Genomic DNA, 26916 nt, shown 5'->3' with positions numbered 1-26916 from the left:
GTCGTCCTGAGCATTAATGAGTCGCGGCGGAACGGGGATGGAAGTGCACGGGCTGTGCGCCGCCTCCCGAGAACGGCCGTAGCAGCGGTTCCACGCCGTCCGGGCCGGCCCCGAAAGCCTCCATCGCCTCGTCCATGTCGCGCACGGGCGCCTCGGTCTGCACGCGCGGAATCACGCGGGACTGGGCGCGCAGCACGGCAAAGATGCAGGCATAGGGGCTTTCGCTCGTGGCCAGGCGCGCGCCAATGGCTGCCAGCACGTGGATGGCTTCGTCCAGCAGTTCCTGGGCCGTGCCGGGGCCGATGACGCCCAGGAATTCCAGGAACAGCGGCACGTGATCCGGCAGTTCGGACACGACGGGTTCGAAACCGTGCTGGCGGTAGGTCTCCAGCAAGTCCACCATGGCCTGGCCGCGGTCGCGGCTTTCGCCGTGTACGTGTTCGAACAGGTGCAGGGAATGCGAGCGGTTGCGGTCAAAGGTGGCGACGTAGCTCTCTTGCAGGGGAATCAGGTCGTTCGAGGCCAGGTAGCTCACCAGGGGCTGCAGGGTCTCTTCGGCGTCCGGATAGGCCGCGAGGGCCTCTTCCAGTTCGCCCAGGTAGTCCAGCAGCTCCGGCTCGGGGTAGCACAGCATGGCGGAAAGCAGTCGGTACAGGCTCATGATGTTTTCCTTTCCTTAAGCCGAAACGGCCTTCTTGCGCGACTTGGGCATCTCGATGAAGATTTCGCTGCCCTGCGGCTTGCGACCGAACAGAGTGCCTTCCGACACGCCGCCCGAGCAGCCGTTGCCAAACGTGAAGCCGCAGCTTCCCTTCTCGTTGAAGCTGTCCTCGACCACTTCCTTGTGGCTGCTGGGCACGACGAAGCGGTCTTCGTAGTTCGCGATGGCCATGATGCGGTACATGTCCTGCACCGTTTCCTCGGTCAGGCCCACCTGGTCCAGCAGGGCCGTGTCGCGTTCGCCGTGAACGGTCTCGGACCGCTTGAAGGCGCGCATGGCAAGCATGCGTTCCAGCGCTTGCAGCACCGGCGCTTCCTTGCCGGCCGTCAGCAGATTGGCCAGGTAGCGCACGGGGATGCGCAGGGTGGACACGTCGGGGATCATGCCGCTCTTGCCCACGGTGCGCTGGGGCATCTTGCCCGATTCAGCGGCCGTCTGGATGGGCGACAGCGGCGGGATGTACCAGACCATGGGCAGCGTGCGGTATTCCGGGTGCAGCGGGAAAGCGACCTTCCATTCGACGGCCATCTTGTAAACGGGCGAATTGCGCGCGGCTTCCAGCCAGGATTCCGGGATGCCCTGCTCGCGGGCCGCGGCGATCACCTCGGGCGAGTGCGGGTCCAGGAACAGGTCGAGCTGCGACTGGTAGAGGTCTTGCTCGTTCGCGGTGGATGCGGCGTTCTCGATCTGGTCGGCGTCGTACAGCAGCACGCCCAGGTAGCGGATGCGGCCCACGCAGGTTTCCGAGCACACGGTCGGCTGGCCGGCCTCGATGCGCGGGTAGCAGAACGTGCACTTCTCGGCCTTGCCGCTGTTCCAGTTGTAGTAGATCTTCTTGTACGGGCAGCCCGAGATGCACATGCGCCAGCCGCGGCACTTGTCCTGGTCGACCAGGACGATGCCGTCGTCTTCACGCTTGTAGATGGAGCCGGACGGGCAGCTGGCGACACAGGCCGGGTTCAGGCAGTGTTCGCACAGGCGCGGCAGGTACATCATGAAGGTGTTCTCGAAGGTCGAGTACATCTCCTTCTGCACGCCTTCAAACAGGGCGTCGCGGCTGCGAGAGCTGAATTCGCCGCCCAGGTCGTCTTCCCAGTTGGGGCCCCAATGGATCTTGTCCATCTTCTTGCCCGTCAGCACCGACACCGGACGCGCGGTGGGCGGCGTTTGCGACAGCGGCGCGTTCTTCAGGTGCTCGTAGTCGTAGGTGAACGGCTCGTAGTAGTCGTCGATGGCGGGCAGGTTCGGGTTGGCGAACAGGTTGGCCAGGATGCGCAGCTTGCCGCCTTGACGCGGTTCCAGCTTGCCGGCGGCCGTGCGGCTCCAGCCGCCCTTCCACTTTTCCTGGTTTTCCCATTCTTTCGGATAGCCGATGCCGGGCTTGGTTTCCACGTTGTTGAACCAGGCATACTCGACACCGTCGCGGCTGGTCCAGACGTTCTTGCAGGTGACCGAGCAAGTGTGGCAGCCAATGCACTTGTCCAGGTTCAGCACCATGCCGATTTGGGCGCGTATCCTCATGATTGCTTCTCTTCTTGTTGCAGTTCTTCGACGAGCGGGCCTTCCAGCCAGTCCACCTTCTTCATCTTGCGCACGACCACGAATTCGTCGCGGTTGGCGCCTACGGTGCCGTAATAGTTGAAACCGTAGGCCTGCTGGGCGTAGCCGCCGATCATGTGCGTGGGCTTGAGCACCGTGCGCGTGACCGAGTTGTGGATGCCGCCGCGCTTGCCGCTGGTTTCAGCGCCCGGCACGTTCACGATCTTTTCCTGGGCGTGGTACATCAGGCACATGCCGACCGGCACGCGCTGGCTCACGACCACCCGGGCGGTCAGCGTGCCGTTGACGTTGAACACTTCGACCCAGTCGTTGTCGACCAGACCGGCCTGCTTGGCCTCGGCTTCGGACACCCACACGTGGGGGCCGCCGCGGCTCAGGGTCAGCATGCGCAGGTTGTCCGAATACGTGCTGTGGATGCCCCACTTCTGGTGCGGCGTGATCCAGTTCAGGACCAGTTCCTTTTCGCCGTTGGGGTACTTGCCCAGCATGGGCGCAACCGTCTTGGTGTCGATGGCGGGCTTGTACACGCACGAGCCTTCGCCAAAGTCCAGCATCCAGCGGTGATCCTGGTAGAACTGCTGGCGGCCCGTCAGGGTGCGCCATGGGATCAGTTCATGGACGTTGGTATAGCCGGCGTTGTAGCTGACCTCTTCGCTTTCCAGGCCAGACCAGGTGGGCGCCGAAATGATCTTGCGCGGCTGCGCCTGGATGTCGCGGAAGCGGATCTTGTCGTGCTCGCGGCCGACGGCAAGGTGCGTGTGGTCGCGTCCGGTGATCTTGCCCAGCGCTTCCCACGCCTTGACCGAGACGTGGCCGTTGGTTTCCGGTGCGAAGGTCAGGATCATCTCAGCGGCGTCGATGGCCGTGTCCAGACGCGGACGGCCTTGGCTGACGCCGGCTTCGGTGACGCTGTCGTTGATGCCGGCCAGCTCGTGGACCTCGTGCTGCGTGTTCCAGTTGATGCCCTTGCCGCCGTTGCCCAGCTTGTCCAGCAACGGACCCACCGACGTGAACTTGCGGTAGATGTCGTTGTAATCGCGTTCAACCACCGTCATGGACGGCGCGGTCTTGCCGGGGATCAGGTCGCATTCGCCCAGCTTCCAGTCCTTGGGTTCGAAGGCCTGGCCGAGTTCTCCCGGGGTGTCGTGCATCAGCGGGGTCAGCACCAGATCGCGGCGCTTGCCGAGGTACGGACCGCCGATGTCGGTGAACTTCTTGGCGAGCAGCTTGTAGATTTCCCAGTCGGTCTTGCTTTCCCAGAGCGGCTGCACGGCTTCGCTGAGCGGGTGGATGAACGGGTGCATGTCGGACGTGTTGAGGTCGTCCTTTTCGTACCAGGTGGCCGTGGGCAGCACGATGTCGCCGTACAGGCACGTGGTGCTCATGCGGAAGTCCAGCACCGTCAGCAGGTCCAGCTTGCCTTCGGCCGCGTCTTCCTCGTAGGTGACTTCGGTGGGCTTGATGGCATCGCCTTCATCGCCGAACACCGCGTTCTGCGTGCCCAGCAGGTACTTCAGGAAATACTCGTGGCCCTTGCCGCTGGAGCCGAGGATGTTGGAGCGCCACACGAACATGTTGCGCGGGAAGTTGGCGGGATCGTCCGGGTTTTCGCAGGACATGCGAAGGTCGCCCGACTTCATCTGTTCGACCGCGTGGGCGATGGGATCCTTGCCCAGGCTGTCGGCCTGCGCCACCACGTCCAGCGGATTAGTGCGCAGCTGCGGGGCCGACGGCAGCCAGCCCATGCGCTCGGCGCGGGCGTTCAGGTCGATCATGCTGAGTTCGCCGTACTTGGCGCGGTCGGCGGTGGGGCCGAGCACTTCCTGCACGTTCAGCTTTTCGTGGCGCCATTGGCTGGTGTGGGCGTAGAAGAACGAGGTGCCGTTCATCTGGCGCGGCGGGCGGACCCAGTCCGCGGCGAACGCCAGAGGCGCCCAGCCGAACTGCGGACGCAGCTTTTCCTGGCCCACATAGTGCGCCCAGCCGCCGCCGCTCTTGCCGACGCAACCGCACATCATCAGCATGTTGATGATGCCGCGGTAGATCATGTCCATGTGGTACCAGTGGTTCAGGCCGGCGCCGACGATGATCATGGACTTGCCTTCGGTGTCGTGCGCGTTCTGGGCAAATTCACGTGCCACCTGGATGACCTGCGCGCGCGGCACGCTGGTGTGCTTTTCCTGCCAGGCGGGCGTGTAGGGAACGTCGTCGTCGTACGAAGTTGCGACGTTGCCGCCGCCCAGGCCGCGATCGAGGCCGTAGTTGGCCATTTGCAGGTCATACACCGTGGCGACCAGCGCCTCGGTGCCGTCGGCCAGGCGGATGCGGCGGGCGGGCACGTTGCGCACGAGGAGTTCGTCGTGTTCGCTGCCGAAGTACGGGAAACCCACGCCGACCACGTCGTCCGACTGGCCCAGGAGGGTCAGTGTCGGGACGATTTCGCGGCCCGAACCGCCGTCCTTGGATTCGAGGTTCCAGCGGCCAACCTTTTCACCGTCGTTGACGGCGCCCTCGCCCCAGCGGAAACCGATGCTGCCGTTGGGCGCGACCAGATCGCCGGTGGACTCGTCCAGGACCAGCGTCTTCCAGTCGGGGTTGTTCTGTTCGCCGAGCGCGTTGTCGAGCTGCGAGGCGCGCAGGAAGTGGTCAGGGGCGTAGAAGCCGTCGCGTTCCTTGAGCTGCACCAGCATCGGCATGTCGGTGTAGCGGCGCACGTAGTCCGTGAAGTAGGCCGACTTGCCCGAGAGGTGAAATTCCTTGAGGATGACGTGGCCCATGGCCATGGCAAGCGCGGCGTCGGTGCCCTGCTTGGGCGCCAGCCAGATGTCGCCGAACTTGACCATTTCGCCGAAGTCGCTGGACACGGCCACGGTCTTGGTGCCCTTGTAGCGGACTTCGGTGTAGAAGTGCGCGTCGGGGGTGCGGGTCTGCGGGACGTTCGAGCCCCAGACCATCAGGTAGGTGGAGTTGTACCAGTCGGCCGATTCCGGCACGTCGGTCTGTTCGCCCCAGATCTGGGGGCTGGCGGGGGGAAGGTCGCAGTACCAGTCGTAGAAGCTGAGGCAGGCGCCGCCCAGCAGGCTCAGGTAGCGGGCGCCGGCGGCGTAGCTGACCATCGACATGGCGGGAATCGGCGAGAAGCCGATCACGCGGTCGGGACCGTACTTCTTGATGGTGAGCGCGTTGGCGGCAGCAATGATTTCGGTGGCGGTGTCCCAATCGGCGCGGACAAAGCCGCCCAGGCCGCGCACCGACTTGTAGCGCTTGGCGCGCTTGGGATCCTGGCTGATCCATTCCCAGGCGGCGATGGGATCCATGGTCTTGCGGGCTTCGCGCCACATTTCGATCAGGCGGCCGCGGATCATGGGGTACTTCACGCGTTGCGCCGAGTACACATACCAGCTGTACGAGGCGCCGCGCGGACAGCCACGCGGCTCATGATTGGGCAGATCGGGACGGGTGCGGGGGTAGTCGGTCTGCTGGGTTTCCCAGGTGATCAGGCCGTTCTTGACATAGACCTTCCAGGAGCAGGAGCCGGTGCAGTTCACGCCGTGGGTGGAACGCACCACCTTGTCGTGCTGCCAGCGGGCGCGGTACGCGTTTTCCCACTTGCGGTCCTCGTTGACGGTTTCGCCATGACCGTTCGCGAAGGTGGACTTCACCCGCGACATGAACTTCAACCGGTCCAGAAAATGACTCATTGTGTTTCTCCAAGAACGCCGGCCTGGCCGGCGCGTACTGCGATCAATGCTGTTGAAGCAACTTTAGGACTGGGCTGTCTGGCGGACCATTCGCCGGTGGCACAACCCGGGTTCGGCAGAGTGACTAGTTATCCGCGTAGACCGAACTAGTCGCGCGCCGCCGGCCGCACCGCGCGCAAAGCACGGACCGGCCGGCGTATCGGGCAGATCAGCACGGCACGGGCGCATTGCGGCGCGCGTAGAACCACCAGGTGATCAGCATGCAGGTGGCGTAAAAGCCGATGAAGCAAACCAACGCGGTCTGGACGCTGCCGGTCATGTCGAGCGACGTGCCGAAGCTGCGCGGGATGAAAAAGCCGCCGTAGGCCCCGATGGCGCCGGAAAAGCCCAGCACGGCAGCCGATTCCTTGGCCGCTTCCGTCATCGCCTGCTTTTGCGCGGCCGGGCCCTTGCCCTGCGCGGCCTGCGTGCGCTCACGCAGGAAGATCACGGGGATCATGCGAAACGTCGAGCCGTTGCCCAGACCCGTCAGCGCGAACAGCACGATGAACATGGCGAGGAACCCGTTGAAGTCGCCCAGGCGGCCTTCGCCAGGCAGGAACACCATGACGCCCGCCACCGCGGCGATCATGGCCGCGAAGGTGAAGAGCGTGACCCGGGCGCCGCCCAGCTTGTCGGAGATCCAGCCGCCTACGGGACGCGTCAGCGATCCGACCAGCGGTCCCAGGAAGGCGTATGCCATGGGATTGACCGTGGGAAACAACGTCTTGGTCAGCATGGCGAAGCCCGCCGAGAAGCCGATGAACGACCCGAACGTGCCCACGTACAGCCAGCACATCAGCCAGTTGTGCTTGCGCTTGAAGATGACGGCCTGATCGGCGAACGAGGCGCGCGCGTCGGCGATGTCGTTCATGCCGAACCACGCGGCGATGGACGCCAGCGCGATGGGGATCACCCAGATGAAGCCCGCGTTCTGCAGCCACAGGTTCTGCTGCGTGCCATTGGCGTTGATGACCTGGGGTTCGCCGCCGGCGACGCCAAACACGCCCATCGTGATGACAACCGGCACCACGAACTGCACCAGCGACACGCCCAGGTTGCCGATGCCGGCATTCAGGCCCGTGGCCAGGCCCTTCTTTTCCTTGGGGAAGAAGAAGCTGATGTTGGCCATGCTGGAGCTGAAGTTGCCGCCGCCCAGGCCGCACAGCAGCGCCAGGATCAGGAGCGTGGGGAACGAGGTGGTCGGGTCGCGCAGCGCGAAGCCCATGCCCAGCGCCGGAATCAGCAGCGAGGCGGTGGAGATGGCCGTCCACTTGCGCCCGCCGAAGACGGGCACGAGGAACGAGTAGAAGATGCGCAGCGTGGCGCCGGACAGCGCGGGCAGCGCCGTCAGCCAGAACAGCTGGTTCTTGGACAGCATGAAGCCGGCGCGGTCCAGGTTGACCACGACCACGCTCCACAGCATCCAGATGCTGAACGCCAGCATCAGCGCCGGGATCGAGATCCACAGATTGCGGTTGGCGACGCGCGCGCCGGTCTGTTTCCAGAAGCCGGGGTTATCCGGCTCCCAGCGCGCAAGGACTTGAGTGGACATGAGGTTCTCTCAGGATGGTGGGTGGGTCAGGCGGCTTGCTGCCGCGCGATGGCCGCGCTTTCGGGCCGGAAACTGAAGTGCATGAAGATGAGCGAGACGCAGACCGTGCCGTACAGCAGCATGAAGGCGCTGGAGCGGATGCCGGTCAGGTCGAGCAGGACGCCGAACATGATGGGAAGAATGAAGCCGCCCAGGCCGCCAGCCAGCCCGACGATGCCGGACACGGCGCCGATGTTGTCGCTGAACTCGTCAGAAATGAACTTGAAGACGGAGGCCTTGCCGATCGCCATGGCGATGCCGACGATGAACAGCAGGATGGTGAAGGTGACCGGACCGAGCGCGATGCCGAAGGAACGCGGGCCGCCGGCGGTCATGACGGTGAATTCGGTTTGCGGGTAGCTCAGGAGGAAGAACGCGACCCAGCACACCCACATCACCCACCACGTGGTCTTGTAGGCGCCGTAGCGGTCGGAGATCCAGCCGCCCACCGCGCGCAGCACGCCGCCGGGCAGCGAGAAACATGCGGCCAACAGCGCGGCCAGCTTCATGTCGAAGCCGTATTCGCCGATGTAGTACTTGGTCATCCACAGCGCCAGGGCAACGTAGCCGCCGAACACGACCGAGTAGTACTGGCAGTAGCGCCAGACGCGCGGGTCCTTCAGCATGGCGAACTGGGCCGACAAGGATGCGCCGCCTGCAACGCGGTGCGAGGGATCGGACGACGAGAACATCCAGAACAGGATCGCGGTGACCAGCAGCGCCACGGCGTACACCTGCGGCACGATGACCCAGGATCCGGCGGCCGCGGCGATCAGTGCGGGCGCCACGAACTTGGTGATGGCCGAACCCGAGTTGCCGGCGCCAAAGACGCCCATGGCCAGACCCTGCTTGTTGCGCGGGAACCAGCGCGCCACGTAGGGCGTACCCACCGAGAACGAGCCGCCGGTCAGGCCGACGAACAGCGCCAGCACCAGGAACTGCCAGTATTCCGTGGCGTACGACAGCAGCCAGATCGGCACCACTGCCAGCAACATCAGCACGAAGAACACGGGGCGGCCGCCGTAGCGGTCGGTCCAGATGCCCAGCGGCACGCGCACGAGGGAACCGGTCAGGACCGGCATGGCGGCCAGCAGGCCGAATTGCGTTTCAGACAGGCCGAGCTGGGTTTTTATGGGAATGCCCAGCACGGCGAAGATCATCCACACCGCGAAACAGATGGTGAAGGCAAACGTACTGGATATCAGGACCCGCATCGGCGCGCCGGCCGAGGATTGATGTGCTGCCATGGTTGGTCTCGCTTTTTGCTGACAAATACGTATGTGGGTAGCCTAAGGAGGCCGCCCTTCACTCACCATTCCCCAGCCGACCAAAGGGCCATTTCCGAAGTGCCTAGTCATGCGGGTGTTCCGGATAGCCTTGCGCTGGATCAAGCAAGCAAGTCGCGCCCGGATGCCGCCAGCAGTAATATGTATTTCAAATACACGTTCAAACCCACAACGCGGCGCACCCTGCGCGCACTGGCTACATCATGAGCACCCTGCTTTCCATTGAAGAACCCGCAAAGAAGCCGCGCCCCGCACCGCCCGAATGGCGCGCTTTCACCGAGATGGGATTTCGCCCGCTGTACCTCGCGGGCTGTTTTTGGGCCCTGTTCTCCGTGCTGCTGTGGGTGCATGCGCCGGCGCGCCTGACCGGCGTGCTGAACGGCATGTTCTGGCACGCGCATGAAATGCTGTGGGGCTTTGTCGCCACCATTGCCGTGGGGTTTCTGCTGACGGCGGGCGCCAACTGGACGGGCAAGAATCCGCTGCGCGGCAACCCGCTGGCGGCCCTGTGCGGGTTATGGATCGTGGCGCGGGTGGGCTATCTGGCGCCGGGCCGCCCGGCATTCGCCATTGCGGCGGCTGCCGATCTGCTCTTCTTTCTGTGGGCGGCCGGGGCGCTGGGACGCGCCGTCGCCGTGACACGCAATCAGCGCAACTATGGCGTTCCCTTGCTGCTGCTGGCGCTCGGCGCGACCAACGGGCTGTATCTGTGGGCGACGGTACAGGGCGACTACGTCACGCTGATGCGCTTTTTCAATGCCGGCCTCTTGTCGATGGCCGTGCTGACGTTGCTGATCGCCCGGCGGGTCATGCCCTTCTTCGCCAAGCGCGCCGTCGCGGGCCTGGACATCCCTCCCCATACCAAGAGCGGCCATTGGCAGCTTGGGTTCGGCGTCATTGCCATCGCCTGCCTGCTGGCCGGGGTGCAGCAAGTGGCCGCGGCGGCGTTGGCGGCCAGCGGCGTGATCGCGCTGGTGCAGTGGGTGTCCTGGAAGCCGTGGGCCGTGCGGCGCGTACCGCTTCTGTGGATTCTCTATGCCGGGTATCTGGGCCTGGGCATCGGGCTGCTGGTCGGCGCGGCGCAATTGGCGGGCTTCGTCGTCCGGCAGGCGTGGCCGGCGCACGTGATTGGCGTGGCAGGGTTTTCCGTGCTGATCCTGGGCATGGTGACGCGCACCGCGCTGGGCCACCTGGGCCGGCCGCTGCACACGGACCGCAGCATGGTCGTGAGCTACGCGCTGATGATCCTGGCGGCACTGCTGCGGCTGGCGGCGCTGTTGCCGACCGCCGCGACGCTGGGCTGGCTGCATGCGTCCGCCACCGCGTGGGCGCTGGCGCTGGGACTGTACCTGTGGCGGTTCTTCCCGATGATGATCCGGCCGCGCGCGGATGCGGCGGCCAAGCAGGCCGCGCCGGTCATGCGGGTGATGCCGGTGTCGCGGCCGAAAGGCTGAGACGCGTCAGGACCGATCTTCGCGCCGCTCCATCGCGGCCACTTCCCGGCGCATCGCCTTGATCCACGCCTTGAGCAGGGATTCATCCGAGAACTGCATGATCTCGTGCTCCAGTTCCTGGATGTACTCCTGGATGTCCTTGATGTCGTCGTCCAGTTCGCCCATTACCGTATCGGGATCGAACGTGGCGAACACGTCCAGTTCGTAGCGCAGCTTGAAGCCTTCTTCGGCGAACTGAAGCTGGCTCAGCACTTCGTCGAGTTGGGCGGCGAGCACCGTGTTGGTCTCTTGCAGCCGATCGTCCGGGATGTCGGCGACGGCCTGGACCTCGGTACGCAGGGCGGGATTCTGGGCGGACTGGGCCTGGCGCGCGCGCTCGGCCTCTTGCAAGGCCTGCCACGCGATGTCATTCGTCACGGCCGGAATCTTGACGACGCGCGCATACTCCAGCAGTTCTTCCGCGTCCTCGTCGTCATACTGGTCCTGGATGATCTGCAGCAACTGCATGGGCGACATCGAGCCCAGATCGGCAACGTCCAGATCCAGCGCATCGGCCAGTTCCTGGCCCGCGCTTTCCGTCAGTTCGGCCAGGTTGGCGTCGTAATCCGACCCGCGGTGCTTCTTGTAAAGCGTCTTGAGGCGCGCGGTGTCGCAACCGGCAGGCAGCTCGCTCTTGGTTGCCAGGACCAGCAGTTCTTCCGAAAACTCCGTGACCAGTTCGGAAACGAATTCGCGCTCGGCCTTGGACAGGCCCATTTCCTTGTACGCATGATCAAAGCACAGCACCAGCTTGTAACGAAGCTGGTTGAGCTTTTCTTCGAGGGGCCGCAGCGTCTCGGTGTATTTGCGCTGGTAATCGGCTTCGATCGACTGCCACTGCGCCAAGCGGTCGCGTTCGGACGCCAGCCGTTCCTGCAGGCGCTCGAATAATTCCCGCTGACTTTCGAAGGATTCTTTGCTCATGACCCACTCCTCTTGCAAACCGGGGTATTGAAAACAGCCGCCACTCTAAACGATACGCGCAAACCCTTCTTGAAAATCAGCGTCAATAACGCTAATCATTATTATTAATATAGAATCTCGGCTGTCCGCTATCCCTTGCCCGGCAGCCCTGATGTCCCTGCGCTTCCTTGCGGGCCCTACCCCCTCACGCAAACGCCTGATCCTGATCGCGGCCGCCCTGGCGCTGGCCCTGCTGATCGGTGCGGCGGTCTGGCTGGCGGGCAATAAAGGCCCGGCCGCCCCTCCTCCCCCCAACTATGGGAAGCTTCCCGTCGCAGTGAGCGTCGCCGCCGCGCGCACTGGCCCGCTGCAGCGGGACCTGCATGCGTTGGGCACCATCACGCCGCTGGCTCAGGTGACCGTGCGCAGCCAGGTCGATGGCCAGTTGGTGAGGCTGCACTACACCGAAGGCCAGGCGGTCTCGCAGGGTCAGTTGCTTGCCGAAATAGACCCGCGCCCCTTCCAGGCTGCGCTGGCGTCCGCCGAAGGCGAGCTGGCGCAAACGCAGGCGCTGCTGGACAACGCCGAAGCGGACCTGCGCCGCTATCGGAAGCTGGCGCGGCAGGAGGCCGTGGCCGGGCAGCAGCTCGATACCGCCGAGGCGCAGGTGCGGATGTACACCGCGCAGCGCCAGAAGAACCAGGCGCAGGTCGCCGACGCCCGCCGCCTGCTCAGTCTTACGCGTATCGTGGCGCCCCACGCCGGCCGCGTGGGCTTGCGGCGCGTGGATGCCGGCAACCACGTGCGCACGACAGACGCAGACGGGCTGACCACGCTGGTGCAGATGGCGCCCACGTCGGCCCTGTTCAGCATCTCGGAGACCCGCCTGGACATCCTGCGTCAGGCGCAGGCGAAGACGCCCGTGTTGCGCGTGCAGGCCTGGGACGCCGACGAGCGCCGCATTCTGGCCGAAGGCACGCTCGAAGCGCTGGACAACCGCATCCAGGCGGCCAGCGGCACGGTGCGGCTGCGCGCGCGCTTCGACAATGCCGACGAGTCGTTGTTTCCCAACCAGTTCGTGAACATCCGGCTGGCCGTCGTGCAGCAGGATGATGTCGTGACCATACCCACCGCCGCCGTGCAGTTCGGTTCTGAAGGATCGTTCGTCTTCGTCATCGGCGACGACAATCGCGCCACCCGCCGCGTGCTGGAACTGGGTCCGGCCAACGCGGGTCGCATCGTCGTGCTGGCGGGCCTGGCCGAGGACGAGCGCGTCGTGGTCGAGGGCGTGGACCGGCTGCATGACGGACGCGATGTGCAGATCGTGGAGCAGCACGATCAGGACAAGGAGCCCGCATGAGCCTGTCACGCCCCTTCATCTTGCGCCCGGTCGCCACATCATTCCTGATGATCGCCCTGCTGTTGTCGGGCATCCTGGCGTGGCGCCTGCTGCCCGTGGCCGCATTGCCTCAGGTCGACTATCCCATCATCCAGGTCACCACGCAGTATCCGGGCGCCAGTCCCAACGTGACGGCGCGCGCGGTCACCGCACCGCTGGAGCGGCGCTTCGGGCAGATACCGGGCTTAAAGCAGATGTCGTCCACCAGCGGCAGCGGCATCTCGGTCATCACGCTGCAGTTTGCGCTGGACGTGCCGCTGGGCGTGGCCGAACAGGAGGTGCAGGCAGCCATCAGCGCCAGCGATTCGCTCCTGCCGAACGATCTGCCCACCCCGCCCGTCTACCGCAAGGTCAACCCCGCGGACGTGCCGATCCTGACGCTGGCCGTCACGTCGGATTCCCTGCCGCTGCCCAAGGTCTACGATCTGGTGGATACGCGGATGACGCAGCGGCTGTCGCAGCTCTCGGGCGTGGGCATGGTCAGCCTGGCGGGCGGGCAGCGCCCCGCCGTGCGCGTGCAGGTCAACCCGATGGCGCTGGCCGCGCGTGGCCTGCAGTTGTCGGACGTGCAGGAGGCGATTACCAAGGCCAACTCCAATCAGCCTAAAGGCAGCTTTGATGGCCCCGTGCGGTCCGTCATCATGGACGCCAATGATCAATTGCAGAGCGCCGAGGAATACCGCGACCTGATCGTCGCCTGGAAGAATGGCGCGCCGGTGCGGCTGGGTCAGATCGCGACGGTGGAGGACGGCGCCGAAGACCGCTATCTGGCCGCGTGGGTGGACAAGCAGCCCGCCGTGCTGGTGAATATCCAGCGCCAGCCGGGCGCCAACGTCATCGCGGTGGCCGACCAGGTCAAGGCGCTGCTGCCGCAACTGACGGCCAGCCTGCCCGCCGCCGTGCAGGTGCGCATCCTGACCGATCGGACGGAGAGCATCCGCGCCTCGGTGCGCGGCGTGCAATGGGAGCTGGCCTTCGCCGTGGGGCTGGTCGTCCTGGTGACCTTTCTGTTCCTCCGCAACCTGCCCGCTACGCTGATCCCCAGCCTGGCCGTGCCGTTGTCCCTGATCGGCACGTTCGGCTTCATGTACCTGGCCGGTTTCTCCACCAACAACCTGACGCTGATGGCACTGACCATAGGCGCAGGTTTCGTGGTGGATGACGCCATCGTCATGCTGGAGAACATTGCGCGCTACCGCGAACAAGGCCACAGCCCGATGGCGGCCGCGCTCAAGGGCGCGGGGCAGATCGGCTTCACGCTGGTGTCGCTAACGCTGTCGCTGATCGCGGTGCTGATCCCGCTGCTTTTCATGGAAGACGTGGTCGGCCGGTTGTTCCGCGAGTTCGCCATTACGTTGGCCGTCGCCATCCTCATATCGCTGGCCGTTTCGCTGACGCTGACGCCCATGATGTGCGCGCGCCTGCTGCCGGCGCACGAGCCGTCGCGCCCCGGGTTGCTGGACCGCCTGCAGGTGCGCTACGCCGGCTGGCTGGACGTGACCCTGCGCCACCAGCAGCTGACGCTGCTGGCGATGGTGGCCACCGTGGTGCTGACCGGCCTGCTGTATCTGGCGGTGCCCAAGGGATTCTTTCCGGCGCAGGACGGCGGCGTCCTGCAAGGCGTGACCCAATCCGCGCAGAGCACGTCATTTGACGCCATGTCGCGTCGTCAGCAGGCGGTAGCGGAAAGCCTGCTGGCAGATCCCGACGTCGCCACCCTGTCGTCCTTCATCGGCATCGACGGCATGAACGCCACGCTGAACACGGGGCGTCTGTTGATCAATCTGAAGCCCTGGAACGAACGCAGCGCGCCGCTGGCGGACATCATGGCGCGGCTGGACGCTCGGGCGCGCGAGGTGAACGGCATCTCGCTTTACCTGCAACCTGTGCAGGAACTGAACATCGAAGACCGCGTCAGCCGCGGGCAATATCAGTTCAGCCTGACTTCGCCCGACAGCGCCCTGCTGACGCGCTGGACTACGGCGCTGATGCAGCGGCTTGCGCAGGCGCCCCAGCTTGCCGACGTGTCTTCCGACTTGCAGGGCGGCGGGCGCCAGGCCTATCTGGAAGTCTCGCGCGACGCCGCCGCGCGCCTTGGCGTCACGATGGACGACGTGGCACAGGCCCTGTACAACGCATTCGGCCAGCGTCAGGTCGCCACGCTGTTCACGCAATCCAACCAGTACCGTGTAGTGCTGGAAGTGGACCGGACAATGGCGACCAGCCCCGAGGCGCTGGAGCGCGTTCATCTGCAGACGGAAAGCGGGCAGGCCATTCCGCTGTCCGCGCTGGCCACGGTCAGTGAACGCGCCGCACCGCTGGCGGTGAACCACCTGTCGCAGTTCCCCGCGGTGAATCTGTCTTTCAACCTGCCGCCGGGCGGTTCGCTGGGCGAAGCCATCGCTGCCATCGAAGCGGCCAAGCAGGAAATCGGCATGCCCGAAAGCGTCGAGCTGCGGCTGCAAGGCGCGGCGTCGGCGTTCGAGGCGTCGCTGTCCAACACGTTGTGGCTGATGCTGGCCGCGGTGGTGACCATGTACCTGGTGCTGGGCATGCTGTACGAAAGCGCCATCCACCCGGTCACCATCCTGTCCACCCTGCCCTCGGCCACGGTCGGCGCGCTGCTGGCGCTGCTGATCACCGGCCGGCCGCTGGACCTGATTGCCGTGATCGGCATCATTCTGCTGATCGGGCTGGTCAAGAAGAACGGCATCATGATGGTCGACTTTGCGCTGGAGGCTGAGCGCACGCGCGGCCTTGACCCGCAAGCCGCCATCCGCGAGGCCGCGCTGCTGCGCCTGCGCCCCATCCTGATGACGACGCTGGCCGCACTGTTTGGCGCGCTGCCGTTGATGCTGGCGACCGGCTCCGGCGCCGAGCTGCGCCAGCCGCTGGGCTGGGTCATGGTTGGCGGGCTGCTGGTCAGCCAGGTGCTGACCCTGTTCACCACGCCGGCCGTGTACCTGTTCTTTCACCGGCTGGGCCACCGCCGCGCTGATGCCGCACCGGCGCCCAACGCCGAAGGCCCGGTGAAATGATCCGGGCGTTGCTGCACCGGCCGGTCGCCTGCATTTTTATGGCGCTGGCGCTGACGCTGCTGGGCGCGGTGGCGTGGCGCCTGCTGCCGGTGGCGCCGTTGCCGCAGGTGGATTTTCCGACCATCGAAGTGCGCGCCGATCTGCCCGGCGCCAGCCCCGAAAGCATGGCCAGCACGGTCGCCGCGCCGCTGGAACGGGCGCTGGGCAGCATCGCGGGCGTCAGCTCGATGAGCTCGTCCAGCAACCAGGGTTCGACCCGCGTGCAACTCCAGTTTGAACTGGATCGCAACATCGACGAGGCCGCCCGCGACGTGCAGGCCGCCATCAACGCCGCGCGCGCCGAACTGCCCGCCGGCATGCCGGGCAATCCCAGCTATCGCAAGATCAATCCGTCGCAGGCGCCCATCATGGCGTTGGCGCTCAGTTCCGCCACGCGGCCCGCTGGTCAGCTCTACGACCTGGGTTCAACCGTGCTGGCGCAGAAGCTTTCGCAGATCAGCGGCGTGGGCGAGGTGACGATGGGCGGCAGTTCACTGCCGGCCGTGCGCGTCCAGGTCAATCCCAACGCGCTGGCGCACTACGGCGTGGCGCTGGACGACGTGCGCGAGGCAATTTCGAACGCCGCTCCGATGGGCCCGCAAGGGCAGCTCGATTCGGCCGGCCAGCGCTGGGAGGTCGGCACCCCCGAGCAGCCGCGCCGCGCGCAGGACTACGACAGTCTCATCGTGCGCTACCAGGATGGCGCCGTGATCCGGCTGTCGCAGGTGGCGCGCGTCAGCGATTCGGTCGAAAACCGCTACAGCAGCGGCTTTCACAACCGCAATCTGGCGGTGGTGCTGACCATCAGCCGGCAGCCGGGCTCTAACATCATCGAAACCATCGACGCCATCAACCAGGCCCTCCCGGGCCTGCGCCAGTTGATGCCCGCCGACGTAGACCTGACCGTCGCACTGGACCGCTCGCCGGGCATCAAGGCGACGCTGCGCGAAGCGCACATCACCCTGGCGCTGGCCGCCGGGCTGGTCATCCTGGTGGTGTGGCTGTTTCTGGGCAATGCGCGTGCCGCCGCGATCCCCAGCGTGGCGATTCCGGTCTGCCTGATCGCCACCTTTGCCGTCATGTACGCGTGGGGCTTTTCGCTGAACAACCTGTCGCTCATGGCGCTGATCGTGGCCGCCGGGCTGGTGGTGGACGACGCCATCGTCGTACTGGAGAACATCTCGCGCCATCTGGAGCGCGGCCTCACGCCGGTCAAGGCCGCGCTGCGCGGCGTGCGCGAGGTGGGCTTTACGCTGGTGGCCATGACCGTGGCACTGAGCGTCGTGTTCGTGTCGATCCTGTTCATGGGCGGTCTGGTGGAGCGGCTGTTCCGCGAATTTTCGATCACGCTGGTGGCGGCCACCGTCATCTCGCTGGTCGTGTCGGTGGCCATCATTCCGGCACTGTGCGCGCGCTGGCTGCGGCCCGTCAGCCATGTTGCGGCCAAGCCCTCGCGGATGCAGGCGGTGTTTGCCCGCATCCACGACTGGTATGGCGTGTCGCTGGCGCGCGTGCTTGGCCACGCGCGCCTGACGTTGCTGCTGCTGGCCGGCGTCGTCGGGCTGAACGTCTACCTGTATGTCCAGGCGCCCAAGGGATTTTTGCCGGTGCAGGACACCGGCCAGCTCATGGGCTTCGTGCGCGGCGACGACGGGTTCTCGTTTCAGGTCATGCAGCCCAAGATCGACCAGTACCGGCAACTTGTCCTCAAGCACCCGGCCGTCGACGACGTCATCGGCTACAACGGCGGCGGCCTGGGCATCAGCAATTCGCTGTTCCTCATCCGCTTGAAACCCGCCGCCGAACGCGAGGCGTCGTCCACCGAGGTCATCAACTGGATGCGCACGAACGCGCCGGCGGTGCCGGGCGGCATGTTCTTCCTGAACGTGGACCAGGACCTGCGCATGCCCGGCGGCTTCGGCAATTCCGGCGACCATGAACTGGCCATCATGGCCAGCGACGTGCCGGCGCTGCGGGAATGGTCGCGCAAGATCTCCAAGGCGATGCAGGAGATCCCCGAGCTGCGCGACGTCGACGCGCAAGGCGACGGCGCGACACAGCAGGTCGTGATCGACATCGACCGCAGCGCGGCGCAGCGGCTGGGCGTCGATATGGACACCATCAGCAGCGTGCTGAGCAATTCGTTCAGCCAGCGCCAGGTCGCAACGCTGTACGACGCGATGAACCAGTACCGCGTCGTGCTGGAACTGGACCCGCGCTACACCGAAGACCCGGAAGTCCTGGAACAGGTGCACGTCGTGGCTGCCGATGGCAACCGCGTTCCGCTGACCGCATTTGCCACCTACGACAACGGGCTGGTCAACGACCGGGTGTTTCACGATGGCCTGTTCGCCGCGGTGTGGGTCGGCTTCTCGCTGGCGCCGGGCGTGTCGCTGGAACAGGGGCTGGCCGCCATTGACGCGGCGACGGCCAAGCTGATGGTGCCGTCTTACATCCAGACCCGCCTGGGCGGCGATGCGCGCAACTTCCAGCAGAGCCTGCAGGACCAGCCCTGGCTGATCCTGGGGGTCCTGGTCGCCATCTACCTGGTGCTGGGCATCCTGTACGAAAGCGCGCTGCATCCGCTGACCATCCTGTCCACGCTGCCGTCGGCCGGCGTCGGGGCGCTGCTGGCGCTGCGGCTGGCCGGCATCGAGTTCACGCTGATCGCGCTGCTGGGGCTGTTCCTGCTGGTGGGCATCGTCATGAAGAACGCCATCCTCATGATCGACTTCGCCCTGAGTCTGGAGCGGCGCGAGAACCTGACGCCCGAGCAGGCCATTCACCGCGCCGCCATGCTGCGCCTGCGGCCCATTGTCATGACCAACCTGGCGGGTCTTCTGGGCGCCCTGCCCTTGGTGCTTGGAATGGGCGAAGGGTCGGAATTGCGCCGCCCGCTGGGTGTCGCCATTGTCGGCGGGTTGATGATCAGCCAGTTCCTGACGCTGTATACGACGCCGATCGTGTATCTGGCGCTGGAGCGGTTGCGCCGCCTGGGCTGGCGCCGCCGCACCGCCTGACCGGCGCGGCCTGCCGGGCCGCCCCCCGTATCTTCCCGCTAGCCGGAAAATAAAAAGCTCAATAGAATCGGTTGGCACGCTGACGCAAACCGCCCGATCCGGTCCGGCGCTTTTTCGCGCCGCCGGGAACGCGACTGCTGCCCGCGATGCCGGCGCGACCACACAACACGTTGTCGCTGCCGAGCTTTCCGGCGTTCGCGGTGCGGGCACCATCGGGCCGTCACCGGGGACTTGCAGTTTGGCCTCTGACAGACCTGGTGCCCAATGTGGCCGATGACTTGTTTGAATCGACTGCTGCTGACCGGCGTGCTGTGCCTGGCCGGTTGCGTGCAAGTGGGACCCGACTTCGCGCCCCAGCCTGTCGACTGGTCCAGCCAGTGGGACACGCCGGCGCTGCAACAGGCCACCGTGGAAGCCTCGCAGCCGGACGCCCGGCAGTGGTGGCGTATCTTTGACGACCCCGTTCTTGAATCCCTGATCGCCCAGGCCGACGCGCACAATCCCGGCGTGCAGGTGGCCGGCCTGCAGATCATGGAGGCGCGCGCCCAGCTTGGCATTGCCCGCAGCGGGCTGTATCCGCAATCGCAGGTCGTCGGCGCGGACGCGCTTTATCAGCATCGGTCATCGCGCTCCTCGGAAGGCAATCCGCGGCCCAGCAGCTTCTGGCAATACAGCGCGGGGTTCAGCATCGGCTGGGAACTGGACTTCTGGGGCCGTTTCAGCCGCGCCATCGAATCCGCGGATGCCGCCTACTTCGCGGCCGAGGCCAACCGCGAAGACGTGCTGGTGCTGCTGCACGCGCAGGTCGCCGAAAGCTATTACGCGCTGCGCACGGCCGAAGCCCGGCTGCGCATCGCCCGCGACAATGCGGCCATCCAGAAGCGCAGCTACGAGATCACCGAGCGCCTTTTCAAGAGCGGCGAGACCGACGAACTGGACCTGCAGCAGGCGCGCACGCAATACCTTGGCACGCTCAGCACCATTCCGGAGTTCGAAAGCCAGATCGCGCGCACCCGCAACGCGCTGGCGGTGCTGGTCGGCAAGCCGCCGGGCCCGATGCCGGAGCTGCCCGACCTGGCGACACGCGAGGCCGTGATTCCGCTGATCGACCGGGCGGTGCTGCAGGACGTGCCGGCCAACCTGCTGCTGCGGCGACCGGACATCCGTGCCGCCGAGCTGCGGATCGCGGCGCAGTCCGCGCAGGTGGGCATGGCCAAGGCGGATCTTTACCCTTCGTTGACGCTGCTGGGCAGCATCGCCTGGACCGCCACGTCGCTGGCCGGCACGTCCGGCGGCGCAGCGCTGCTTGCCGGCCCCAGCCTGACCTGGAACGTGTTCGACCACGGCCGGATCACCAACACGGTGCGCCTGCAGGACGCGCGGCTGCAGCAGCTCATCGTCATCTACCAGGACGCCGTGCGCCAGGCCGCGCGCGAGGCCGACGACGCCGCCACGGGACTGATCAAGGCGCTGGAACGCGACGGGATCCTTTACGACTCGGCGCTGGCGGCCAAGCGCTCGTTGACGCTGGCCACTGCGCTCTACCGCGAGGGCTATTCCGACTTTCAGCGGGTGCTGGATGCGCAGCGCGCGCTGGCAACGCAACAGGACACCTATCTGGTGAACCGGGGCAATGCCGTGCGCGACCTGATCGCCCTGTACAAGGCAGTTGGCGGCGGCTGGTACAGCGACCAGCCGGTCATCGATCCGGCCACGCAAGAACAGATGCAGCGGCGCACCAATTGGGGCGACCTGCTGTCCGAGGCCGGGCGGCCCGCGCCGGCGCTTCCCAAGACCACGAGGCGATCCGATGACTAGTCCCAGGCCCGCGCCCCCGACGGCCAGCGCTGCGCCCGCGGCGAGCCCTGGCTCGCCTGCCCGCGATACGCCGGCACGCCCCGCGCCGTCCGAGCCGCCGCCCGCCCCGCCGGCCGCCCCACCGCCCCCCGCGGATCCCGCCAAAAAGGGGGTCCGCTGGGTCCTCGTCGTCATCGTCATCAGCCTGGTCTGGTATCTGCTGGCGGACCGCTACACGCCGTACACGCAGCAGGCGCGGGTGGAGGCCTTTGTGGTGCCCGTGGCGTCCGAAGTGGCGGGCCGGGTGACGCAGGTACATGTGCGCAACAACCAGGACGTGAAGTCGGGCGCCGTGCTGTTCGACATCGACCCGGAGCATTACCGGATTGCGCTCGACCGCGCCCGGGCCGATCTGGACGCCACGCGCCGGCAGATTGGCGCCAGCACCGCCGGCATCGATGCGGCGCAGGCGTCCCTGCGCGCGGCGCAAGCCAATGAAGTCCGCGCGCGCCAGGACAGCACCCGGCTCGAGCGCCTGTACCGCGACGACCAGGGCACGATATCGCTGCGCCGGCTGGAGATTGCGCGGGCCAATCTGGCGCAGGCGGTCAGCCAGGTGGCGGCCGCGCGTGCCGAGGTGCAGCGGGCGCGCGAACAGGAAGGCGGCAGCGAGGAAGACAACGCCAAGCTGCGCAGCGCCGCCGCCGCCGTGGAAAAGGCTGAACTGGACCTGGCCAACACGCAGGTGCGCGCCCCCGCTGCGGGCCTCGTCACCGACCTGCGGACCGACGCCGGCCAATTCGCCGCGGCGGGAAAGCCCGTGATGACGCTGATCGCCATTCACGACGTGTGGATCAACGCGGAAATGACCGAGAACAACCTGGGGCACGTCGACCCCGGCACGCCGGTCGCCATCATCCTGGACGCGCTGCCCGGGCAGGTGTTCGAGGGCCGCGTGCGCAGCGTGGGCTATGGCGTGAACGTCGGCACGCCCACGCAGCCCGGCAGCCTTCCCACAGTGCAGAACAGCCGCGACTGGCTGCGGCCCGCCCAACGCTTTCCGGTCGCCATCGACCTCGATCCCGGACAGCTTCCGTCCCTCCGCGGCATCCGGGTGGGCGGCCAGGCCGAAGTCATGGCGTTTCCCAACCCCGGCAATCCGCTCAACCCCCTGGGCCGCCTGTACCTGCGGCTGATGAGCTGGCTGTCCTATGCTTACTGACACGGCCCCCGCCCCTCGCGACCCCCGCGGCCAGCGCGCCCTGCGCCTGGGCGTGGGGACGGCGCTGTGCCTGGCCATCAGCTTCGGGCTGGACATGCCGATCCCGATGATCGCGCCGGTGCTCGGGGTGTTCCTGCTGGCGCAGATGAACCGGCCGCTTTCGTTGAAAGCCGGCCTGGGCCTGGCCCTGGTGGCGATGTTCACCACGGGCAGCGGGCTGTTGCTGATTCCGCTGCTTCGCTACTACCCGGCCGGCGGGGTGCTGATCGTCGGCCTGTGCCTGTTTCTGGCGTTTCGCCACGGGCTGCGCGGCGGCAATAATCTGGTGTCGACGTTCCTGATCATCGGCCTGACCATGATTTCTGCGGCAGGCACACTGGACTTCGGCCTGGCGGTAACGGTGATCGAGGCCCTGGTCAAAGCGCTGCTGCTGGCCGCCCTGGTGCTGGGCGTCTGCCACGCGCTGTTTCCCGAACCGCCTGGCCTGCCCGCGCCACCGCCCCCGCCTGTTTTGCCGGCCGCCGAGGCAAGCCGCATGGCCCTGCGCGCGGCGCTGGTCGTGCTGCCGGCCTTTCTGCTGGCGATGACCGATCCGCTGGGCTACATGCCCATCATCCTGAAGGCGGTCAGCCTGGGCCGCCAGAGCTGCGTCACAGCGGCGCATGGCGCGGCGCGCGAGATCCTGGGATCGACGCTGCTGGCCGGCGTGCTTGCGGTGGGCTTCTGGATCGCCCTGCGGCCCTTTCCCAGCCTGTGGATGTACTTCCTGTGGATGCTGCTGTTCGGGCTGATGATGGCCAGAAAGCTGTATCGGCTGAGTCCCACGCCGCATGCGCCCACTTTCTGGCTGAACACCCTGATCACGCTCATCATCCTGCTGGGCCAGTCGGTGCAGGACAGCGTGGCGGGCAAGGACGTCTACACCGCCTTCGCCGTGCGCATGGGGCTGTTCATCGCCGTCACCCTGTATGCCTGCCTGATGCTGCAGTTGCTTGAACCCCGGCCGCGTGCGCCCCGCAAGCCGGGCGTATTTTCCTCACGCCGCCGTATTTCCGGAACTTGATTCACATGCCTTGAATTCCCCCGCCTCATATTCCACCCCTTGCAAGGAGACCGCCATGAGTGTCCAAGACCTGCCAACCCAACCCGCGCCGGCAATGGGCTGGCGCTTCAAGTGCGGAATCGGAATTTTCATCCTGGCCTTCGCGCTCTGGTTCCTGATTCCCATCGGCGCCGCGATGGACATCCCCGGATCGCGCATCGCGGCACTGACCGGCGCCATCTTCATCGCCAACAAGGTGCTGCTCATTACCTGCATCGCCGTTATGGGCAAAGAGGGATTCCAGCAACTCAAGGCCATCATCGGCGGCCACGCGAAGAAACTGGCGCCCGTGCAGAAGGTCGGCCCCGTGCGCCACGCCATCGGCATGGTGATGTTCATCCTGCCCCTACTGACGTCGATGCTGGAACCCTATGTCGACCAGATCTGGCCCGGTTTCCGGCCGCGGCTGTGGCAGGCGCAACTGCTGGGCGACGTCATGCTGGTGGCCAGCTTCTTCGTGTTGGGCGGCGATTTCTGGAACAAGCTGCGCGCCCTGTTCGTGCGGTCGGTCTAGTCATCAGCCGTCACGCGCCGCCCTTGTCCAGATCCGGCGCGCGCGGCGCCGCAGTGAGCCGCGCCGCCATGAATTCCAGAAACTCCTTTGCCAGCGGCGGCAAGGTGCGCCCTTGCAGCGTCACGGCCTGGATGCTGCGCTGGCGCATTTCCGGGTTGCTGAACGGCACTGCGGCCAGCGCGGTGCCCTGCGGATCCCCCATCAACGTCAGGTAGCCCGTCAGCGCCACGATCCGGCTGCCCGGCAGCATGGGCAGGAAGGCCGCCGAATTGTTGGACACGTAGGCCGGCTCGATATGCAAGCCGGCATTGGCGCACGCGGTATCGAAAAGTTGCCGCACGGTCGTGCCCTTGTCGCCAACCGATACCGGCACGTCGGCCAGGTCACGCAAGCTGATCGCACGGCGCGCGGCAAGCGGATGCTGCCGGCACATCACCGCGTAAACCGGCGCGCGCGTCAGCAGTTCGGTCTTCAGGCGATCGTCCTGCGCCACCGTGTAGTGCAGCGCGATCTGGGACATTCCCTCGAGAATCCGGCGAATCACCTCCTCCGGCCGGTCCACCTGAAGATGAAAACGCGTCTCGGGCCGGACCTGCTTGAAGTCGGCCATGCATAGCGGCAGGAATCGGTGTGCGAATCCCTCGCTACAGGCCAGCCGGATCGTGACGTCGCCTAGCGCGCTGCGCCGCCGGATCTCCTTGGTGACGCGTTCGGCCTCCAGCGCGGCCGCCCGGGCGTATGCCGCGAGTTGAAGCCCGGCCTCGCTGAGCGCCATGCCGCGCGCCTGGCGTTCGAACAGCACGATGCCCAGGCTGTCTTCCAGCTTGGCGATCTGCCGGCTGACGGCGGATGCCGCCACGTGCAGGCTGGCCGCCGCGCCTGCGATCGAACCGCAGCGCGCGACTTCCAGGAAATATCTGAGGCCGAGGGAGATCATGGATGGCTCCTGGATGAGATGCCTTTATGGCAACGCAAAGGTGCGAAATATCTAATTGTGGCACGCGTAGAACCGTAATACTTTTGTTTTTCCGTACTGCCCCGAGAACCGCCATGACCCGCGAACAAGCCATTCTCCACGCGACAGAAGCGTATGACAGCGGCGTCCTTCAGGACACCCTCGCGCGCCGCATCGCGTACACCACCGAAAGCGAAGTCTCCACCCAGGGCCCGGCGCAGCATGCCTACCTGTCGATCGAACTGGTCCCGCGCCTGTCGGCACTGGGCTTTTCCTGTGAAGTGCATCGCAACCCTGCCGGGGTGGACCTGCCGATCCTGGTCGCACGCCGCATCGAAGCGGCCGAGTTGCCGACCGTCCTCATGTACGGTCACGGCGACGTGGTGCGAGGCAACGCCGCCAAATGGGACGCCGGCCGGGACCCCTGGCGCCTGCAGGTCGAGGGCGACCGCTGGTACGGGCGCGGCACGGCCGACAACAAGGGCCAGCACTCCATCAACCTTGAAGCGCTGTCGCGCGTCATCGCCGTCCGCGGCGGCGTGCTGGGGTTCAATACGATCTGGCTCATCGAAACCGGCGAAGAAGCGGGCTCGCCCGGCCTGGCTGCGTTCTGCAAGACGCACCGCAATCTTCTGGCCGCCGACGTCTTCATCGCCAGCGACGGGCCGCGCCTGAACGCCGCGCGGCCCACGCTGTTCATGGGCTCGCGCGGCGCGGTCAATTTCGAACTCAAGGTACGGGCTCGGGAACGCGGCTACCATTCCGGCAACTGGGGCGGACTGCTTTCCAACCCGGCCATCCGGCTGACGCATGCGATCAGTTCGCTGGTGGACGCGAACGGCCGCATCGCCGTGCCCGGGTTGCGCCCCCCGCCCATCCCCGCTGCGGTCGCCTTGGCGCTGGCAGACCTGGAAGTCGGTGGTGGCGACGACGATCCGGACATCAACGACTGGTGGGGCGAACCCGGCTTGACCTCGCCGGAAAAGGTATTTGGCTGGAACAGTCTCGACGTCCTGACATTCGGCGCCGGCGACCCCGCCAAGCCCGTGAACGCCATTCCTCCGGAAGCGTCGGCCTGGTGCCAATTGCGCTTCGTGGTCGGCACCGACTGGCGTGCCCTGCAAGAACACGTGGTCGAACACCTGCATCGGGGCGGCTTCGACGACGTCGAGGTTCGTGTCGGCATGCAAGCGGGCGCGACGCGCCTGTCGCCCGACACCCCGTGGGTGCGCTGGGCCGCCGCCTCGCTGGAGCGCACCACCGGCAAACGGCCGGCCCTCTTGCCCAACCTGGGCGGCTCCCTGCCCAACGACATTTTTGCCGACCAGCTTGGCCTTCCCACCCTGTGGGTGCCGCACTCCTACCCCGCTTGCGCGCAGCACGCGCCCAATGAACACCTGCTGGGCAGCGTCGCCCGGGAAGGCCTGGCCATCATGGCCGGCCTTTTCTGGGACCTCGGCACCCAGGGCGCCGACTTGCTCGAACAAGCCTGCTCCCAATCGTCCACCTACGCCTGATCCGACCGAGCCCCATCATGACCGCCAGACTTCGCACCGCCCTGTTGGCGTTGACACTTGCCGCCGCGAATGCCCACGCCGCGTATCCGGACCAGGCCATCAAGATCGTCGTCCCGTTCACGCCGGGCGGCGCCACCGACGCGGTGGCGCGCCTGCTCGCCACCAAGTTGACGGGCAAGCTGGGTCAGCCCGTCATCGTCGAGAACCGCCCCGGCGCCTCCACGCTTATCGGCGCCGAGGCCGTCGCCCGCGCAGCGCCCGACGGCTACACGCTCATGCTGTCGGGCAGCACCACGTACAGCGTCCTGCCCGCACTCAAACCCTCGCTGCCCTACGATCCCGTGCGCAGCTTCGAGCACATCGGCATCGTCGCCATGGCGCCCGTCGTGCTGCTGGCGCAAAACGCGCTGCCCGCGGCGACGCCACAACAGGCGGCCGAGCTCGCGCGACAGGAAAGCGCCAAGGGCGGACTGATGTACGGCACGTTCGGCTCCGGGTCCGCCCCCCACCTCACCGGCGAGATGTTCGCGCAGGCTGCCGGCGCCAAGATGACGCCAGTGCCGTACAAGGGAAGCGCGCAACTCATGACCGCGCTGATCGGCGGCGAGATCGCGCTAGCCGTCGATACGGTGTCGGCGTCCGCCGCCCACGTGCGCGCCGGCAAGATCCGCGCACTGGCCGTCACCGGCGAGCAACGCATGCCGCAATTGCCGGACGTGCCGACCTTCGCCGAAGCCGGCATGCCGGAGGTGTCGTTCGTCGGCTGGTACGGATTGGTCGCGCCGGCGAACACGCCGACTCCGGTCATGCACACCTTGAACCGGGTAATGGCGGAAATCATGCAGGACACTCAGGTGCGCAAGCGCGTATCGGAACTGTCACTGAATCCGGTCTTCCTGCCAGGTCAGGCTTTCCGCGAGCAGATTGCGATAGAAATCGCCACTTTCAGCGCCATCGCCCAGCGTGCCGGCATAACGCTGGAATGACGGCCGGCGGGACGCCAACCGGGGTCCCGC

Annotated in this window: 17 protein-coding genes; 10 read left to right on the top strand and 7 right to left on the bottom strand. The window is 66.3% G+C overall.

The window, feature by feature from the left end; genetic code table 11:
- Positions 1-13: 13 nt before the first annotated feature.
- The 5 genes from narJ to MHZ91_RS04725 all read right to left on the bottom strand — a co-directional run bounded on the left by narJ (position 14) and on the right by MHZ91_RS04725 (position 8862).
- Positions 14-661, bottom strand: coding sequence for a nitrate reductase molybdenum cofactor assembly chaperone (gene narJ / locus MHZ91_RS04745; protein ID WP_239212690.1), 648 nt, complete (start codon positions 659-661; stop codon positions 14-16).
- A gap of 15 nt (positions 662-676) precedes the next feature.
- Complete coding sequence (gene narH, locus MHZ91_RS04740) at positions 677-2242, bottom strand: nitrate reductase subunit beta (protein WP_175121297.1); 1566 nt, start codon at positions 2240-2242, stop codon at positions 677-679.
- Positions 2239-5982, bottom strand: a complete 3744-nt coding sequence (locus tag MHZ91_RS04735; RefSeq protein WP_239212688.1) for a nitrate reductase subunit alpha — start codon at positions 5980-5982, stop codon at positions 2239-2241. Before MHZ91_RS04735 ends, narH begins: the two co-directional genes overlap by 4 nt.
- A 208-nt stretch (positions 5983-6190) precedes the next feature.
- Positions 6191-7576, bottom strand: coding sequence for a NarK family nitrate/nitrite MFS transporter (locus MHZ91_RS04730; RefSeq protein WP_175136319.1), 1386 nt, complete (start codon positions 7574-7576; stop codon positions 6191-6193).
- Positions 7577-7602: 26 nt separating this feature from the next.
- Positions 7603-8862 (bottom strand): nitrate/nitrite transporter, encoded by a 1260-nt coding sequence (locus MHZ91_RS04725; protein WP_239212686.1) that lies wholly within the window; start codon positions 8860-8862, stop codon positions 7603-7605.
- 242 nt (positions 8863-9104) lie between these two features.
- On the opposite strand from MHZ91_RS04725, the gene MHZ91_RS04720 reads away from it, so the two are divergent.
- Positions 9105-10355, top strand: coding sequence for an NnrS family protein (locus MHZ91_RS04720; RefSeq protein WP_239212682.1), 1251 nt, complete (start codon positions 9105-9107; stop codon positions 10353-10355).
- Positions 10356-10361: 6 nt separating this feature from the next.
- Here the strand turns inward: MHZ91_RS04720 and MHZ91_RS04715 are convergent, their stop codons facing one another.
- Positions 10362-11318: a molecular chaperone DnaJ gene (locus MHZ91_RS04715; protein ID WP_175136317.1), complete on the bottom strand. Its 957-nt coding sequence runs from the start codon at positions 11316-11318 to the stop codon at positions 10362-10364.
- 151 nt (positions 11319-11469) lie between these two features.
- Between MHZ91_RS04715 and MHZ91_RS04710 the strand changes: the two genes are divergently transcribed.
- The 7 genes from MHZ91_RS04710 to MHZ91_RS04680 all read left to right on the top strand — a co-directional run bounded on the left by MHZ91_RS04710 (position 11470) and on the right by MHZ91_RS04680 (position 23428).
- A complete protein-coding gene (locus tag MHZ91_RS04710) occupies positions 11470-12657 on the top strand; it encodes an efflux RND transporter periplasmic adaptor subunit (protein ID WP_218344101.1) in 1188 nt (395 codons plus the stop codon).
- Complete coding sequence (locus MHZ91_RS04705; protein WP_239212680.1) at positions 12654-15734, top strand: multidrug efflux RND transporter permease subunit; 3081 nt, start codon at positions 12654-12656, stop codon at positions 15732-15734. The genes MHZ91_RS04710 and MHZ91_RS04705 overlap by 4 nt, the downstream gene beginning before the upstream one ends.
- Positions 15731-18793 (top strand): efflux RND transporter permease subunit, encoded by a 3063-nt coding sequence (locus MHZ91_RS04700; protein WP_239212678.1) that lies wholly within the window; start codon positions 15731-15733, stop codon positions 18791-18793. Before MHZ91_RS04705 ends, MHZ91_RS04700 begins: the two co-directional genes overlap by 4 nt.
- Positions 18794-19057: 264 nt before the next feature.
- Positions 19058-20611, top strand: a complete 1554-nt coding sequence (locus tag MHZ91_RS04695) for an efflux transporter outer membrane subunit (RefSeq protein WP_239212677.1) — start codon at positions 19058-19060, stop codon at positions 20609-20611.
- The gene (locus MHZ91_RS04690) at positions 20604-21812 is read left to right on the top strand and encodes an HlyD family secretion protein (protein WP_255808822.1); all 1209 of its coding nucleotides are present in this window, start codon (positions 20604-20606) and stop codon (positions 21810-21812) included. Before MHZ91_RS04695 ends, MHZ91_RS04690 begins: the two co-directional genes overlap by 8 nt.
- Positions 21802-22875, top strand: a complete 1074-nt coding sequence (locus tag MHZ91_RS04685; RefSeq protein ID WP_239212676.1) for a DUF2955 domain-containing protein — start codon at positions 21802-21804, stop codon at positions 22873-22875. Before MHZ91_RS04690 ends, MHZ91_RS04685 begins: the two co-directional genes overlap by 11 nt.
- Positions 22876-22930: 55 nt before the next feature.
- On the top strand, positions 22931-23428 hold the full coding sequence (locus tag MHZ91_RS04680) for a transporter suffix domain-containing protein (RefSeq protein WP_175136310.1): 498 nt from the start codon (positions 22931-22933) through the stop codon (positions 23426-23428).
- A gap of 10 nt (positions 23429-23438) precedes the next feature.
- Here the strand turns inward: MHZ91_RS04680 and MHZ91_RS04675 are convergent, their stop codons facing one another.
- On the bottom strand, positions 23439-24365 hold the full coding sequence (locus tag MHZ91_RS04675) for a LysR family transcriptional regulator (RefSeq protein WP_175136309.1): 927 nt from the start codon (positions 24363-24365) through the stop codon (positions 23439-23441).
- 113 nt (positions 24366-24478) lie between these two features.
- Between MHZ91_RS04675 and MHZ91_RS04670 the strand changes: the two genes are divergently transcribed.
- Together MHZ91_RS04670 and MHZ91_RS04665 are read left to right on the top strand one after the other, a co-directional pair.
- Positions 24479-25900 carry a M20 family metallopeptidase gene (locus MHZ91_RS04670; protein ID WP_239212675.1) on the top strand — a complete coding sequence of 474 codons (1422 nt, stop codon included), beginning with the start codon at positions 24479-24481 and terminating at the stop codon, positions 25898-25900.
- Positions 25901-25917: 17 nt separating this feature from the next.
- The gene (locus MHZ91_RS04665; RefSeq protein ID WP_175121283.1) at positions 25918-26886 is read left to right on the top strand and encodes a tripartite tricarboxylate transporter substrate binding protein; all 969 of its coding nucleotides are present in this window, start codon (positions 25918-25920) and stop codon (positions 26884-26886) included.
- Positions 26887-26916 lie beyond the last annotated feature (30 nt).

The organism is Achromobacter sp. ACRQX (assembly GCF_022346505.1).
Taxonomy (GTDB): domain Bacteria; phylum Pseudomonadota; class Gammaproteobacteria; order Burkholderiales; family Burkholderiaceae_B; genus Achromobacter; species Achromobacter animicus.
Note: the sequence above shows the minus strand (reverse complement) of the source record. Positions and strands in the feature narration are given on the sequence as shown.